The sequence below is a fragment of the Desulfobacula sp. genome (assembly GCF_030145145.1).
GTDB lineage: Bacteria > Desulfobacterota > Desulfobacteria > Desulfobacterales > Desulfobacteraceae > Desulfobacula.
Genome location: NZ_JAQYWD010000002.1, coordinates 99,705 through 115,697 on the forward strand (window position 1 = coordinate 99,705; position 15,993 = coordinate 115,697).

Consider the following 15,993-nt stretch of genomic DNA (forward strand, 5'->3'; position numbering starts at 1 on the left):
ATTACAAAAAAAATGAAATGGAAATTAACCAACGTTTTTTAAAATTGGGAAAATACTAATTTTCATGATCAATAACTGTAGCTATAGACAGGGATTTATTCTTTAACAAGAATAAACCTTAACGTTGCATAAAAATTTTGATAATGGATTGTCTTGATGATTAGGATCTAACAAATTCAAGCAACAGAGAATAATCATGCTCATCTGCCATTTTTAAAGCTGTAATATATTCTTCTCTGGTTTTATTGTGATTAGCAAGACTCTCTCCACCCCAGGAGAAAACTTCTGTGGCGAATAATTTTTCAAGAATTAAATCTGCCATAAGTCGTGCATGTCTACCATTTCCGTTTGAAAATGGATGTATGAAGACTAACCTGTGATGAAATCTGGCTGCGAATTCATCTGGAGGATAAGTATTATACTCTATCCACGCATGAGAATCATCACACAAGGTTTGTAATTCCACTTCAATTTGAATATGTGGGATTCCCAGATTTTTTTTGGATTTTCTAAATTTACCTGCCCATTTCCAGACATTAGAAAACATTTGTTTGTGAAGTTTACAAATAAATTTGATATTTAAAATGTCATTCGTTCTTAAATTGTCACTCCAAATGATCGCTTGGTTGATATTTTCCATTTCTAAAAAATCGAGTTCACCACGGGTTGTAATATGTGTCGGCAAAAGCCCTTTGAGTTCGTCATAATCGAGAGGGGTAGCACCGTCAGCATGGTCAATCATTATTTATCCTTCTCCCACAACAGAGAAGGGGAATCAATTATTTCTTCCACCATATTATTAAACGCTTTTTTAGCATTTTTAGATGAAAGTCCTTGAGCTTCTAAATTCATAGTGTGCATAAGCCTGTTCATACGTTTTTGAGAAATAATTGAGGCTTGTTTTCTGACAGTATCGTCTAAGCTTGTTCGAGGTACAAACCCATAAACAAAAACACAATCAAGCTTATCTGCAACTCGATTCATAGTTTTAAGGGTAAGGCTTCCAGTAATCTCATCCTGTTCTATTCGAGGGATTCTAGATTTGCTGACTCCAAGCCGGTCAGCAAATTGTCGCATATTCATTCCCAAAGCATCACGGATGGCACGAATCCATCCATTCATCGGCCTGTTTACCGAGGCGATAGTTGAAAACCGATTCAAGGTGTCATCCAATTGTTCTCGAATTATTTTTTTTTGTTTTTTTCTCATTTCGTTCATAATTATATATGCATTTAGCAAACCTTAGTACACATATATATAATCAAAATGAAGTTGTCAAGCTATATATATATGTACGGAATATTTTGATTATTATACATATATATGCATGCTATATAATTTCTTTGGTTTTCTGATACCACGGAATTAATAGCAGTGTTTCGCCAGGGATGAGTCTACCGCCGAAATCACCCAGCAGGTAGGAACGTTTGGCAAAATCACCGGAATAGTCAGGCAGCGGCAGGATGCCTCCGGCAAAGCCGGAGGCATGATGTTATCCAGGCGCCTGTTTTAAAAATCTATAACCCGATGTTCGTCACATCTCCTTTATTAATTGTAAGAATTATTTTGCTTTTTCAACATCAGGTATTACCCAACTTCTATCCATAAATGCTTTTTTTGGAGAATACAAACGTAGCATAGCAAAGAATGCTCTTCCCGGTTCTGTAGGTATCCAGTTTTTCTTCTTGTATGCATATTGCCATTGTGCAAAAGACATCAATGGAATAGACCAGATGTAAGCCTGACAAGCTCGTTGGAAATCCATTTCGTTAAATAATTTGGCGATGGTTCTATCCGTAGGATATCCATTTTCAAAAGAGTGAGTGAATTCAAGATCACCAATGCGTGTGTTCACTTGCTCTTGGGCTTGCATTGGAATAGCAATTCCACTAATAAACAAGCCTGTAAATAAAATAATCAGTAATTTTTGCAGTTTCATTCTTCTTCTCCATTTTTTTTGACGAGGCCAATTCTGACCGGCCTCTCCGTATATTTGTTTTTATCTAATTACTTCACCAACTCCAGTTCACTCGGACGCCAGGTCTGGTCCAGCCAGGGCTCAAGCGGGCCGTAGAGGCGCAAGATGATGAACCAGCTTTTTCCGGGGATCGTCTGAATCCAGTTCTTTTCCCATCCTTTTGGCGCTTCCGCAGCGAAGTAGATGTCAATGGATCCGTCTTTATTTTTCTTAGGGCCTTCGCCATAGCTGTCAATGCTGGCAAACTGCTGGTCGGTCTGTAGCATGGAACGGGTTTGTGTGTCATAAATAGTAACTGACCAGTTATCTTTTACCGGAACATTTGGAGGCAAATGTAATTTGTAAGTTTTTGAACCATCCAAAGGATTGTGATCGCCATCCATATCGGCAATACCATAATCAGAACCCAAACCTGGTTTGGTAACTGCCATAGAAGGCGTTACACAAATGGCATTGTAATGCAACCATAAACGGGCATCGTAACGACGTGCTCCATCTTTATTAAAGTAAGTATCCTTATCGGCATAGCCCATCACCCATTCGCTGTCGGTGTCTTTGTAAATGTAAGCCCCTGGGTCGCGAGGCCAAGTTGTGTTCGCACGTGAATATGCATTCCCAAGTTTTACGGCCTCGGTAAGAATACGACGCATACGTTGATCTGGGTTAAACACTTTCCCTTTTACAATACCTAGAGAAGCAATTAAACCCCTTGTTTCCGGATTAAGAAAATCCAAAGGCTCTTCCTGGATAATTTCATCAAGACTTTCATAGAAACTAAAATCGTTTGGCGGTATGGTGTTGTAGCCTTCCACACCTGACATGTTTCTGAATTCCATTTTTGGTGGATTGTCTTTCATTGCCAAAGGATATACCTTTAGACTATTCTTTATATTTTCAGCAGCATCTTTTACACTTGTTCTTACATAACCTCGCATAAAATTCCACACTGTATAGGTTTTTGAATGATATACATGATAACCTTCAGGAATATCTCCTTTATAACCTGGAGGTAGTAAAAGGTACTTTCCACCTTTCCCTTTATCCGGACCAGCCATACCGATATCACCAACCCAACGCATATACATATCATCCCACATGCCCAGTACGTCGGCCGGCACCTCGATCACAGTCGGGCCGTCCTTCTTCAGGTCGAAGAAGCCAAGCGTATAAAGCGCAGTGCCATTAGGCGTTAACCAACGGGTTTTCGAGTCCATTAATTCTTCCCATATGAGAATTTGATTCGATGTTTCTGCTCCAAATTCGTGTTGCGCCCTACGTAAGCTAAACATCGAAACAGCTGGAATCATATTCACATAAACCTGCACTGCACGGGCCTGATCCATATAGTCGAATATTTTTTCTTTGGTGTCGCCCACAGGAACACCGTCAAAAAATTCCAGCGTGCCGATCGTCGTCTCCACTTTATCCGGCGTGGCGATCTGATTCGGAGTGTCGGTGGTCATTTTATAGGTCGGAAGTTTTACCTCCGCATGTGCGGTCAATACTCCGGTACCGGCCAGCATCGCGACTGCGAGGCATGTGGTCAAGAGACCGGCCACGGACAGGGATTTCAATGTTTTTTGCTTCATGATATGACTCCTTTCTATAATAAAAATTAATTTTCAGTCGATACACTCAACTGATAAAATCGACAGCTGCATTTCTGACAAACTGTTCAACACACCCATCAGTTCAGATTGGTCCGCGATACGACCTGACAGGCATGTGACGGTTGACAGATCTTTCTTCCCTTTGGACGTAATCTGCATGCCATAAAAAATTTCAGCACACCCCTCTGGCACCAAACCCTGGATGTGGATCCGATAATGGGCAGGTGACCAGGGACGAAGGGATTTTCTTTTTGTTGTTCTTTGCATGGTTGTTTTAAAACTATCCATAATAATAAATGTTGATAATTCTAATTGTTGATCAAGGATATCGCTTTGTGACAGAAAAGGCATCATCCCAAAAGGATGATAAATGGACGATGGCAAATAAGCGGTTGCTTTATCGTTTGACCAGCAGGCCTGACTGTTCAGCCCTTAAGACTGCTTGACGGCGATTGCGGACAACCAGTTTTTCATATATGTGCCGCAGATGCGTTTTGACCGTGGCCATTGAAACACAGAGATTTTCGGCAATTTCCTTGTTCTGCAGGCGTTCAGCCAAAAGTTCTAACACATCAAGTTCACGGTTGGTAAGCGATTCAAAGGAAATCGTGTTGAGTTTGGATACTGGAGAATGGATCGGGTTTTTGGGGTCAATGTTAAGATTCTGGAAGACTTCAAGAAGGGTGTTGACATAGTCTATCTGGACGTTTTGCTGCTTTAAGCGGATTAAAAGATCGCCCATAACAGGAACCAGTTCAATAAATGGACGTACCCACCCGCCGGGAGCGGCAAGATCCAATGCTTTTTTCAAGGATTTGTCTGCATCATTGAGCCGATTGTGTCTGTAAAAAATAACCGCCTGCAACACAAACAAGTCGATCAGGTGGAATGTGTTATGGATATCCTTCGTCAATTTCACAAAACTTTCGATCTTTTGGATCGCTTCCTCGGATCCTTGTGCCACAAGCAGACGGCAATGCGTAATCTGTGGGGCCTCTAAAAAAAGAAAAGCGGTGGCCATGGTGGCTTGGTACGATGGCGATCTGCTTTTTACCTGCTATGTGATGTGCCAGTCCGAAATATATCGCGGATGTCAACGGGTTGATGATCCAGCACTTCGTTGATCAGGTATTCCACCAAGTAGTGCGTGGTCCCTTCCAGTTTTAACAACTTTCGGGCCGGATTTTTCTGCCCTTGCATAGCCAGGGCCACCAGATGTAATCCGGTTACCCAGCCTTCCGTTTTTTTTGCAAGGGCTGCAATGGTTGTTGGTTCAATTTCGTGAGCTGTGGCTGCCTGTAAAAATATTATGGACTCATCCATGGAAAAGCGTAGATCCCTCATGCGCAGTTCAGCCAATTTTCCTCTGGCACGCAGCGTTGCCACCGCTATGAGTGGATCCCGTCGCCCCACCAGAATCAAGTGCATGTATCGGGGCGGATATCTCAACACCCGGTTCAAAAAATCATGGACAATTTTGTCGTGGATGTGGTGGATATCATCCAGAACAATATTAAAATCAGTGTCGATCAAATCAAGTTCATTGACCAGTGTTGTTACCAAAACATCTTGTGGTGGAAGGAGTGTTGAATCAATCAGGGTTTGTGTTTTACAGGCGGCATGGGGGTGGATTGTCTGTATGGCTGCAATAAAATAAGACAAAAACCGTCGAAGGTCGTTGTCATCCTGGTCTATGGACAACCAGGCACCAGGGATTTTACACACTTCAAGCCAGCGGCTGACCAGCATGCTTTTTCCGTATCCTGCTGGAGCAGAAATCAGGTTCACTGATTTATGCCTGCTCTTGTCCAGTCTCTCCAGCAACTTTGACCGATGCACATGATTATGGGTTACTGGGGGCCGATGCAGTTTGGTGCGAAGTAAAATTATGCTGCCTGATTCAGAATCCATGCGTTGACCCTTAATTATTAAGTGTCCATGTCTTTTCTATGTATCCTTGTCATCCAAGGTCGAAATTGATTAACATTATTTTAATTTTCCTTATTCTTGTCATTCCTTAAAGGTGTTGACAGATATTTCCGAATGCTGATTTTCAGTATTACCGACCCAGTCCATAAAAATCCGGTAGCCCACCGCCAGCACGACTGCACCGATAAACATGCCGATGATACCGCCGGATACCATGCCACCCATGGCGCCAATAAGAATAACCGGCATGGGGGCTTCTACCCCGCGACCCAACAGGAGTGGCTTGAGCACATTGTCGGCAAGGCCGGCAATTAGCAGATAAATGGTGAAAAGGATATTGCTCGCGGTAGAAGCGTCACCCGACCACCACAGATAGGCAATGGCGGGCAGTGAAATGATGGCGGCAGGCAGCTGCAGAATCCCAAAGATCAGAGAAATCAGCGCCAACACACCGGGTACTGGAATGCCCGCCATGATAAAGCCTATACCCAGCAATAATGCCTGTATGAATGCCACACCGATAACGCCGCCGGCCACCGAACGAACCGTTGCAGTGGAGAGCGTTTGTAATCGCGGGCCTGTCCCGGGACCGGTCAGGCGAAGGAAAATGCGCTGAATGGCCTGGCTGCCGGATTCCCCATAGGCCATCATAATCCCGGCAATGATCAGGGCGCCGGCGAATAAAAATATGGCACCGGTTGTATTGGCTGCCGCTGATAAAACACGTTTGGATATTTTCTTGAGCGGTTCCTGATAATCCTTTAAAAAGGCCGGCAGGTTAACCGCCGCCAGATCCCAGGCGCGATAGACCCGTTTGCCCACCAGCGGCCAGTCCGCCACTTTAGGATCAGGTCGTTCAATGGTGATGGTGTTATTCTCGAATGCAGTATATGCCTGATGCACATGCTTTACTAATGAACCGCCAAGCATGATTGTGGGACCACCGATCAACAGGAAAACGGCAAGCACCAGAAGTACGGAAGACCGGCCCTGTTTCCCGTTGAACCATTTTGCCATGCGCTGATGCAACGGATAAAGGGCAATGGCCAAAATCAATGCCCACACCACTATATTTGCAAAAGGGGCAAAAATGCGCATGCACATGATCAATAGAAAGGCGATCAGGCCAATGCGGATTGCGGCGTCCGTGAAATCCTTTGACAGCAGTTTTTGAATGGGCGACTCATCTGTTTGCATGGGGGATAACTCCTATTGTTTTTTGACCGGTTTTCAGGTGTCAGTGACGGTTGAACACTGACTCCTGATAAAATGATGAACTATTTGACCATTTCAGGATCACCCGGCATACATCCTTGTCCGGGGTTAATATGTTTGTTGTCCAGAGCTTATTTTCAATTATGTTGTAAACTGCCTGGGGCAAAAAAAAAATCCCCCGAACAGGGGGAAATTTGATCCCCCGCTATGGGGGATATTCTTTTAAACTTTTGAATGTTACGACAAAACAGTGAGGCTATAAATTATCCTTTATTAAAAACAAATAAGCGTTTATATTTTCCTTTATCAAGGTATAATACCTGCGTAAAACAAATTTAAAAAACAATTATCAAAGATTTCCATTCAGGTATTTCTGTATACTGTGGTGGGATATAAACCGCATCGGTTTTCCGTTAATGTTCTTATGCGGAAATATAATCTATTTATTTTCCTTATGTAATTTGTTTCAGAAAATTATTTAAAAAATTTTCCGCAATGGAGGGTATTCTTTATTTAGCACCAGAGTGACCCAATAATCTTTTTCAATATAGATTTCTGGAATGCCCCCTGGCATACTTGTACGATTTAATTACCGGCCCGGCTTTTGGGGTCCGGTGGATTTTCATGTTGGAGCAGAAAAATCTGCTTGACAATCCACCTTCCATATGTACAATATGTTGTACAGGAGGTACAAAAAATGGAAGCTATTACATATACAGCAGCAAGGCAAAACCTTGCGAAAACAATGGAAAAAGTTTGTAGAGACCACGCCCCGATGATTGTAACACGAAAATCATCGGGTTCTGTAGTCATCATGTCACTTGAGGACTTTGAAGCCCTTGAAGAGACAGCCTACCTATTACGCTCCCCGAAAAACACAAGACGTCTGATTGAGTCGATTGTTCAACTTGAAAATGGCAAAGGAAATGAAAAGGAGCTTTTAGAGTGAAGCTCATTTTCTCAGACCATGCCTGGGACGATTACCTCTATTGGCAAAAAACTGATAAAAAAATTCTTCGCCGTATCAACACCCTCATTAAGGAAACAAAACGTAATCCTTTTGAGGGTGTCGGAAAACCTGAACCATTGAAACATGCCCTATCAGGATACTGGTCCAGGCGGATAAATGACGAACATAGATTCGTTTATAAAGTTTCAGAAGATGCGATTCTTATTGCACAACTGAGATATCACTACTGACCCTTCTTTCTGCCCCAACGCCCACAACAATACCCAGGAGGGGTCAGGCTTGCGTTATTGACGCTTTTACTGAATTTCTTTGCTATTACAGTATGTTATCAAAAGCACAATAACACAAGCCTGACCCCATCGAACCATGACCCCATCGAACCATCAATTACGACAAGTGGGCGAAGTTAGGACCAAGCCCAAATTATCTTTTCTTGACAAAAAGCGGTTCACTGTCTTACAGATATCAGACAGGTTGCTAAGATATGGACCCTTTTGAATTTGAATCCATTTTTTATGAAAAAATAACGGAGAGACAGGCCAATTAAAGCCGCGACTCAAAACATGGTGAAAACCGGTTTTTATAAATGGGGTTGGCTGCCATTTACAGCCGTTTGTTTGTTGTTTTTATTTCTCTCTATGGCCAAGGCTCAGGATTCCGGGCAGAAATCCATTCAGGGTCAAGGCCCTGTCTCAGTGTCCCTTACCGATGCAGAGAAAGAATGGCTGGAAGGGCATTCTGATGAAAAATTTGTTTTTACCAGGAACAACCCCCCGGCCCTTCTTGTTGATGAAGACGGGTCAATGTCCGGAATTTTAAACGATATTCTGGATGTTCTGAATGTGAAGCTGGGAACTAATTTTGGCATCATCATAATCAACGACCATGCCAAAGTCACAGAAATGCTTCAGACCCATCAAGTGGCCGGTGCACTTGCCATTGCCCAGGGCATGGGAGGCTATTACAAGGTCCTGGAATCTCAACCCGTTTATACGACCTACCCGGTTGTCTTTGCCCGTGCCGAAACATCTGTAAAACCGGACAGTCTGGAAGAGATTGAAGGAAAAACCATTTCTGTATCTCAAAGCTCGGGCTGGGCAAAAAAATTACTGGAGCTGTTCAAAGATCGTGTTGACATTATCGAGACCGTTACGCCATTGGAAGCCTTGCAATTGCTGTACAAAGGCAAGGTGGATTATATGATCGGCACGTCCACGCATACCTATTTTATTTCGGCCCATCAGCTTATCGGGCTGCACCCGGCACACATCCTGACGGATCAGCCGGTTCGTGCGGTGATGGGTGTCCGGGATGACTGGCCCATATTGGCCGGGATTATCGACAAGGGGCTGGCATCTATTTCGAAAAAAGAGATGACTGCCATCTATAATCAATGGGCTCAGCTTCCCAAACAACAAAAAACAATAGAATTGACGAAAGAAGAACAGTCCTGGCTTTCAACAAAACACAAGGTGAGAGTTTCTTCCGGGAACTTCCCTCCTTTTGTTATCAATCAAGGAAAAAAGGTTTCCGGAATTGTAATTGATTATCTCAACCTGGTTGCACAAAGAACCGGCATTATCTTTGATTATATCGATCCAGGGATACCCTTTGCAGAACGACTTGAGGAAATAAAGTCACTCAACGGTCCGGTGGACCTGATCCCCTGCATGATGAAGACCCCGGAGCGGGAAACGTATATGTCCTTCTCCAAAGCATATTTTGATACCCCCAGGATGATTTTTACCCAAAAAGAAATGGGTGTGGCCAGCGGGTTAGCTGACTTTGCCGAAAAAAAAATAGCGGTGGTCAGGCAAACGGTTGTGCAGCAGGAAATTGAAGGCAAGTATCCGGGGATTCAACTGCTGCTGTATAATTCGGACCTGGATGCCATGAAGGCTGTTTCAAAAGGAAAAGTAGACGGGTATGTGGGCAACATGGTGTTGGCATCCTACCTGATCCTTCAGCACGGCCTGGTCAACCTGGCCATTGCCGCACCCACTGATCTTGAAAATCACATTTTTTCCTTTGGCAGCCGCAGAGACTGGCCGCAGCTCAGCCGTATCCTGGACAAGGGCATGGACAGCATCACGCCCGAGGAAAAAATGGCCATACGGGGCAAATATCTTTCTGTGCGGTATGAACACGGCATCCGGTCCGCTGATGTGGTCCGGTGGATTCTGATGTTTACAGGCGCTGGAATTGCCATTGTGCTGATGTTTTTTGTGTGGAACAGGACCCTGAAAAAACAGGTGCGGGAACGGACTACCAAATTAAGCTACCATGCCACGCTCCTGGAAAATGTTTCAGATGCAGTGATTTCCACTGATTTGGATTTCAGAATCATCAGCTGGAATAGTGCCGCTTATCAAATTTACGGGTGGAAAGCCCAAGAGGTTATTGGAAAGACATTACAAGAAGTGTTTCAGATGGAACACGCCCACATCAAAAAACAAGAAATGCTCGCCACTGTCCGTGACACCGGCAAATGGCAGGGTGAACTCAGACAGACGATAAAAAATGGCGCAACAATAGATATTCATGCAACCGTCTCCAGGGTCTTTGACGATAAGGGCAAGACCATGGGTTTTGTCGGTGTCAATCGTGACATCACAGGACAAAAAAGGTCGCAGAGACGGCTTGTGGAAAGTGAAACACGGTTTCGCGCCACCTTTGAGCAGGCGGCTGTCGGCATTGCCCATGTGGGGGCTGAAGGTGTTTTTTTGCGTGTTAATCAGAAATTTTGTGACATCATCGGGTATTCCCACGAGGAAACACTGGCATTGACATTCCAGGAGATCACGCATCCTGACGATCTTGACACAGATCTTGCTCACGTGGATCAGCTGTTAAAAGGAGAGGAGGATGTCTATTCCATGGAAAAAAGATACCTCCGCAAGCAGGGTGAAGTCTTCTGGGTGTACCTGACCGTTTCTCTGGTGCGGGATGATGCGGGAGCCCCCCTGTTTTTTGTTTCCGTTATAAAAGATATTTCTGCCCGGAAAAATCTTCAGGAAGAACTAACCATTTATCAGACAAGACTCAAGGCCCTGGCCTCAAAATTGACCCTTCTTGAAGAAAAGGAAAGAAAACGAATTTCCATGGAACTGCACGATCATATTGGTCAGACCCTTGCTTTTTGCCGCATCCAGGTTGCAAAAGCAACGAAATACGCCCCCCGGCAGGGTGAGCAGGCAGCCATACTGGCTGAATTGTCACAATCCCTGCTTGACACCATACGGGATACAAAAGATCTGGTTTTTGACTTAAGTTCTCCTTTGCTCAATGAACTGGGTCTTGCTGAGGCAATTGCCCATTTTCTCAAAAATCAGGTCCACAAAAAACATGGCATAAAAACAGAGTTTATCGATGATAAAAAAACCGCCTTGATGAATAGTGATTTAAGCGCCATCCTGTTTCGAAATGTCCGTGAACTGATCACCAACACGATCAAACATGCCCGGGCAACAACCGTAATCGTTTCCATGGGATATCATGGAAACGAACTGAAACTGTCCGTGAGTGACGATGGTATCGGGTTTGATCCTGATGAAAAATTTATTCCTGCCAACGCCGATTCCAGATTTGGATTGTTCAGCATCAAGGAACGGATTGAGGATTTTGGCGGATCTTTTAAGATAATTTCTTCCCCGGGCAAGGGATGTCAATCAATAATGATGGTACCGTTCATAAACCAGTCTAATTAGTGGCTTTTTCTGCTTTTTGAGCTTCTTCTTCCGCCATGACAGCGGCTGCTGCCGCACCAGCCTCAATTATTTTTTGATTTTCCGGCCCAGACACTTGTGACGCCTCCGGTGGGATGTATACCGTGACATTTTTGTGGGCAAACTCAATGCCTTCGCTCTTAAATGCTTCCTGGAGAAGGCGATACACCTCTTTTCGAATGGCAAACTGGTTACCGGGTATGGTTTTATATTTTACCCGCATGACCATGGCAGAATCATCCATCTGGCGGACACCCTGGGATTTTATTTTACCCAACAGTTTGGGGCCCAGGTCCTCATTTTCAGAAATGGGCAGATACACCTTTTTTTTAATTATCTTGCGAACTTTTTCCACATCAGTGTCATAGCGAACCCGGAAGTCAAGTTTGGTGATGATATAATCCCGGCTGTAATTTTTAATCGTGCTGACATCCCCAAAGGGAAGCGTAAATACCATTCCCCTTGGATGACGAAGCTTCAAGGATCTCAGGGAGATATGTTCCACCATGCCCTTGCTGTCACCGATTTCAATATAATCGCCTAGACGGAAGGCATCGTCTAATAAAAAGAAAATGCCGGAGATAATGTCCTTCACCAATGTCTGGGCGCCAAAACCGATGGCCAGTCCCAGAACACCGGCACCGGCAATCAGCGGGCCGATGTTCACACCCAGTTCGGCAAGAATAATCATTACAACGATAACCAGCAGGAACACCAGTAAAAATTTTCGCGACAGCATCAATAAGGTACCGATACGTGATCCGCCGGCACCGCCTTCCTCATGTTCTTCTTCGTCGTCATCGGGCATTTCAAGGCGGAGCCTGCGTTGTATGGCTGCATTAATAAATTCCCAGAGAACAAAACCGAGCAGCACTACGATCAGGATATCGAATACAGCATTTGCAACCGCTTTACCAATGGGAAGTTCAATGCCCCAGATATTTAATGCCCATATAATGAAAATAAACGCCAGGGCGACTCGAAGGCTAGAAACGATGCTGTCCCTCAGCCGGTTGAATTCAACCGGTGGAAATATCTGTTTTTCCAGGGGTGCATCTGATGCTTCGCTATTAACGGTATCATGGGTTTCTTCTTCACTACCAGTGGGGTCTGCCGTTTTGGAAATAACACCCAATAGAATGCTTAAAATTTGGTTTAAAAACCAGTCAAAAAGAAAATATAATGGAATCAGCAGCAGTATCTTGATCCCCGAATACCCAACGGAATTACCCAAAACCTGGTTGCCCATAGATAGCAGGAGAAATAAAACAACAAAAAAAACAGCAAAATGATGCCATTTACCCATGAGTTTTGCCCATAAGGACTCGGCCGGGAATTTGGCCGACAACGCATCCGCCACTTCCCGTCGCTTTTGAAGTATCATGACAATCAACATGACCGTCAATAAAACCGAAACCATAGCGACTGATTTAATGTGGTCCAGTTCGCTTGCCCCGGCTAATCGGATGATGCCACAGGTCAATAATCCGAAACTGGCCACCATGGATATGGCAGCAATCCATCGGTAAAGATATTGGGCCGTAGGGGTTGTCATTGGCAAAAATCGTGAACCAGGGTTTTTCGGCGCCAGAAAAAACTGGCCCAGGATCAAAATGATTCGTACAGCGACAATGGCAGACAAGTATGCGGCAACCAGTATACGATGCCCAGGGGTGGGCTCGGCAAAAAAATAAAAGCACAGTATCACAGCCGCAATAAAGATAAGGATGGATATCCCATCAATGATGGTCCGGAGAAGCAGCCTGCCGATTTTACCCCGCAATGCAACAGGCGCGACCAATGCCAAGCGGCCCCTGAAGGAAGCGCTATACCATCTAAATAACATCTCAATACCGAATGCAGCCAAGAATATCGCCGCCATCACTAATATCATGCGCACGGGTCCTGAATCGGATTTACCGTTTCCCAGGTAGGTAAGAAACGCCTGTCTTTGCCGGGATTCTAATTTTTCACCCGATCTTAAAAAGTCCATCCTTTCCTGAACCAAACTCACCTTATTTTTAACGGTTTCAATAAATCCGGCAAGCCTTCCCATATCCTCTGATGCCGGCAATGAGGCTGCATCATGAACCGCTTCTTTTTTCAGGGTCACGATGAGCAAATGCCGCGCTTGCTCATCACTCATCTCGGCCACAATGGCTTCTGCTGACCGACTGGTGGCCATGGGTGTTTTTTCCGGCTGGGCCGGGGATGCCGAAATATTTTTTGTGGTAAGGCTGACCGCCAGGATAACCATGACTACTCGGATAAAATATTTCAAATCAGTTTCCTCCTTCCATCCTAAAATAATTTACCCAGATAAAAGTAAAAGCTGTCGTGGTTGCTTTCTGCCTTGCCATAGCCGATGTATACAGGTCCTAAAAAGGTATCAACTCCCAAAAATATACTGCCGGCAAAAATAAGATCATCAAATGCCATATCCGATTTTTTTTCCCAGACGTTTCCGGATTCCACGGACATGCCGATGTAGGTTGGCAAGAGATTAAAATCACTGATCTGCCGCATATAGATCAACCGCAACAAGCCCATTTGCTGACCACTCAACTCATCATCATTAAATCCTGACAGATTAAAAAGCCCTCCCAATTCAAATCTGTTCTGAAGCGGTGCATCATCATCCATTGTGGCATGTATCTTTGTTCCCACCAGCACTGTATTCTTTTCCCAGCTCATTGCCACATTTGCTTCCATGCCCATTTGATCAAATTCACTGTCCGCGCCTAAACTTTCTTCAGACTTGACATACTCCACAAAACCGTAATACCCCTCCCGGGGGAAATTAAAGTTATCCAGTTTATCCGCAGAGAGTTTTGCGTATACCTCCCCCCGGTCAAAATCATAGTCCGGCCACGCCGGCTGACCCACATTAATTTCAGCATCACCTGTCAGCCGCCGGATGCCGATACGGGCCTCACCCCAGGTACCGAATTCTCTGCCAAGGGCAAGATCCCCCCCATACTGGGTCACCCGATACTCAGCCAGTTTATCGCCGTCACCGGAGTACAGGTTTACGGTTTTTTTATGATAGGCCAGTCGCGGATGAATAAAATAGCGGGAATTATAACTCAGCGGCTGGTATATCTCGGTGGCCACGCCCGGCGACCGGCCCAGTTGAATGGCACTTCGCCACTCACCATTAAGCCGGTTGATCGCCGTACGGGTATAGGCAAACTCAGAATTATAAAAGTTGTCGCCATCCTGATTCCCGGCCAGGGAGAGTCCGGCCTGGATGTAGTTGGGACCCCAGGAACGCTCTTTGACATGGATTAAAAGGCCGGTTTGTCCATTTTCTTCGACAATTTCATAATAAATATTTTCAAACAACTCCAAACCATAAATATTGCCGATATCTTTATCTAATTGTGCCACATCCAAAGGCGCATCCTTTTTGACCTGCAGGCGGGCAAAGATCACTTCATCACTGAGCCTTGACTGATTGTCAAGCCGGATAAAGCCAATCACAGGGGAGTCAGATTTTCTTTTTGACAACCTGCCCTGCTGGGATGAACGGTAATCTGCATATACAGTTTCTGATACCGATAATCTTGACAGCGTCTGTTTGTGTTTTTCTGCAGCTGCCAGGCCGATGGGAATGGCTTCATCTGCCCGATCAAATGATGAATTGGTAATATCGCCAAGATCCGGCACAATCAATATATCCTTATCTGTCAGTGTGGCAATTTGTTCTTCTGTATTGCTTCTTGTCAGGATCCCGGTTAATTGTCCGGTAATGGCAATGGTTGAATTTAACTGGTCTCTGTTTTTCAAAGGGGTACTGATATCTATGGCAATGACAATATCGGCACCCATAGCTCGAACAACATCCACCGGAAGGTTGTTGCTCACCCCACCATCAACAAGGAGTCGACCATCTATTTCCGCAGCGGAAAAGATAGCCGGGATCGACATGCTGGCCCGCATGGACTGGGCCAGATTTCCGGCGGACATTACCACCGGTTTCCCTGTGGCAATGTCTGTTGCCACTGCCCGAAAGGGGATCCTGAAATCATCAAAATCCTTCACCTGCGCGATCGGCATCACCAGTTTTTCCAGAAGAAGGTCCACTCGCTGTCCCTGGCGAAGCCCTAAAGGCAGTTTTATCTCCAAATCGTCACTAAGCCCGGGTTTACTCTGTACCAGATAATTTTTGTCATCGGTTTTGCGACGAAAGGATCTGTTTTCTCTGGGGATGTTGTCCTTTAGCGCATCGGCCCAATCCACCCGGGTGACCACTGCTTCAATTTCAGCGGGCGTCATCCCGGAAGCATAGAGCCCGCCGACAATGGATCCCATACTGGTCCCGGCCAGGCAGTCAATGGGGATCCGCATCTGTTCAAGCACCTTGAGCACCCCGATGTGGGCTGCGCCCCTAGCACCGCCGCCGCTGAGCACAAGACCGATCTTCGGGCGATGGCTTTTTACCGTATCCGATGCGTGGACAAGACCGGCTGAGCCTACCAGATAAACAAAGACCAAACAACTGATAAGCCCTATACTGCGCAGCCCCCAAAGACGATTTGTTTTTATAGGATCATCAACAATCAT

At 45.0% G+C, this 15,993-nt stretch carries 13 protein-coding genes; 3 read left to right on the forward strand and 10 right to left on the reverse strand.

The annotated features are described in order from the left end of the window. Positions 1–160: 160 nt before the first annotated feature. From Q1Q15_RS01465 to Q1Q15_RS01500, 8 genes are all read right to left on the reverse strand, one after another. Entirely contained in the window at positions 161–742 is a 582-nt protein-coding gene (locus Q1Q15_RS01465; RefSeq protein ID WP_300455625.1) for a mobile mystery protein B, read from the reverse strand. Further along, positions 742–1,218 (reverse strand): mobile mystery protein A, encoded by a 477-nt coding sequence (locus tag Q1Q15_RS01470; RefSeq protein WP_300455627.1) that lies wholly within the window; start codon positions 1,216–1,218, stop codon positions 742–744. The genes Q1Q15_RS01465 and Q1Q15_RS01470 overlap by 1 nt, the downstream gene beginning before the upstream one ends. Positions 1,219–1,561: 343 nt before the next feature. Beyond that, positions 1,562–1,939, reverse strand: a complete 378-nt coding sequence (locus tag Q1Q15_RS01475) for a DUF1214 domain-containing protein (RefSeq protein WP_300455630.1) — start codon at positions 1,937–1,939, stop codon at positions 1,562–1,564. A gap of 68 nt (positions 1,940–2,007) precedes the next feature. Next, a complete protein-coding gene (locus Q1Q15_RS01480) occupies positions 2,008–3,567 on the reverse strand; it encodes a DUF1254 domain-containing protein (RefSeq protein WP_300455633.1) in 1,560 nt (519 codons plus the stop codon). A 33-nt stretch (positions 3,568–3,600) separates the two neighbouring features. Further along, on the reverse strand, positions 3,601–3,855 hold the full coding sequence (locus Q1Q15_RS01485) for a hypothetical protein (protein WP_300455636.1): 255 nt from the start codon (positions 3,853–3,855) through the stop codon (positions 3,601–3,603). Positions 3,856–3,985: 130 nt separating this feature from the next. Then, the gene (locus tag Q1Q15_RS01490; protein ID WP_300455639.1) at positions 3,986–4,609 is read right to left on the reverse strand and encodes a LuxR C-terminal-related transcriptional regulator; all 624 of its coding nucleotides are present in this window, start codon (positions 4,607–4,609) and stop codon (positions 3,986–3,988) included. A gap of 29 nt (positions 4,610–4,638) precedes the next feature. Continuing rightward, on the reverse strand, positions 4,639–5,499 hold the full coding sequence (locus tag Q1Q15_RS01495) for a hypothetical protein (protein ID WP_300455642.1): 861 nt from the start codon (positions 5,497–5,499) through the stop codon (positions 4,639–4,641). A gap of 99 nt (positions 5,500–5,598) precedes the next feature. After that, positions 5,599–6,714, reverse strand: a complete 1,116-nt coding sequence (locus Q1Q15_RS01500; RefSeq protein ID WP_300455645.1) for an AI-2E family transporter — start codon at positions 6,712–6,714, stop codon at positions 5,599–5,601. Positions 6,715–7,429: 715 nt separating this feature from the next. Here Q1Q15_RS01500 and Q1Q15_RS01505 point away from each other — a divergent pair. The 3 genes from Q1Q15_RS01505 (at position 7,430) to Q1Q15_RS01515 (ending at position 11,409) form a co-directional block, all read left to right on the forward strand. Next, complete coding sequence (locus tag Q1Q15_RS01505; RefSeq protein ID WP_300455648.1) at positions 7,430–7,681, forward strand: type II toxin-antitoxin system prevent-host-death family antitoxin; 252 nt, start codon at positions 7,430–7,432, stop codon at positions 7,679–7,681. After that, the gene (locus Q1Q15_RS01510) at positions 7,678–7,932 is read left to right on the forward strand and encodes a Txe/YoeB family addiction module toxin (RefSeq protein ID WP_300455651.1); all 255 of its coding nucleotides are present in this window, start codon (positions 7,678–7,680) and stop codon (positions 7,930–7,932) included. The genes Q1Q15_RS01505 and Q1Q15_RS01510 overlap by 4 nt, the downstream gene beginning before the upstream one ends. Before the next feature lie 465 nt (positions 7,933–8,397). Next, positions 8,398–11,409, forward strand: a complete 3,012-nt coding sequence (locus tag Q1Q15_RS01515) for a PAS domain S-box protein (protein ID WP_300455654.1) — start codon at positions 8,398–8,400, stop codon at positions 11,407–11,409. Here the strand turns inward: Q1Q15_RS01515 and Q1Q15_RS01520 are convergent. Beyond that, positions 11,402–13,708 carry a mechanosensitive ion channel family protein gene (locus Q1Q15_RS01520; RefSeq protein WP_300455657.1) on the reverse strand — a complete coding sequence of 769 codons (2,307 nt, stop codon included), beginning with the start codon at positions 13,706–13,708 and terminating at the stop codon, positions 11,402–11,404. The two genes, Q1Q15_RS01515 and Q1Q15_RS01520, sit on opposite strands and share 8 nt — an antisense overlap. Positions 13,709–13,728: 20 nt before the next feature. Beyond that, positions 13,729–15,993, reverse strand: coding sequence for a patatin-like phospholipase family protein (locus Q1Q15_RS01525; protein ID WP_300455660.1), 2,265 nt, complete (start codon positions 15,991–15,993; stop codon positions 13,729–13,731).

Bases quoted from the DNA above. Each gene is read 5' to 3' on its own strand.
- Q1Q15_RS01465 (WP_300455625.1), bottom strand. From the start codon at position 742: ATGATTGACCATGCTGACGGTGCTACCCCTCTCGATTATGACGAACTC.
- Q1Q15_RS01470 (WP_300455627.1), bottom strand. From the start codon at position 1,218: ATGAACGAAATGAGAAAAAAACAAAAAAAAATAATTCGAGAACAATTG.
- Q1Q15_RS01475 (WP_300455630.1), bottom strand. From the start codon at position 1,939: ATGAAACTGCAAAAATTACTGATTATTTTATTTACAGGCTTGTTTATT.
- Q1Q15_RS01480 (WP_300455633.1), bottom strand. From the start codon at position 3,567: ATGAAGCAAAAAACATTGAAATCCCTGTCCGTGGCCGGTCTCTTGACC.
- Q1Q15_RS01485 (WP_300455636.1), bottom strand. From the start codon at position 3,855: ATGCAAAGAACAACAAAAAGAAAATCCCTTCGTCCCTGGTCACCTGCC.
- Q1Q15_RS01490 (WP_300455639.1), bottom strand. From the start codon at position 4,609: ATGGCCACCGCTTTTCTTTTTTTAGAGGCCCCACAGATTACGCATTGC.
- Q1Q15_RS01495 (WP_300455642.1), bottom strand. From the start codon at position 5,499: ATGGATTCTGAATCAGGCAGCATAATTTTACTTCGCACCAAACTGCAT.
- Q1Q15_RS01500 (WP_300455645.1), bottom strand. From the start codon at position 6,714: ATGCAAACAGATGAGTCGCCCATTCAAAAACTGCTGTCAAAGGATTTC.
- Q1Q15_RS01505 (WP_300455648.1), top strand. From the start codon at position 7,430: ATGGAAGCTATTACATATACAGCAGCAAGGCAAAACCTTGCGAAAACA.
- Q1Q15_RS01525 (WP_300455660.1), bottom strand. From the start codon at position 15,993: ATGATTGTTGATGATCCTATAAAAACAAATCGTCTTTGGGGGCTGCGC.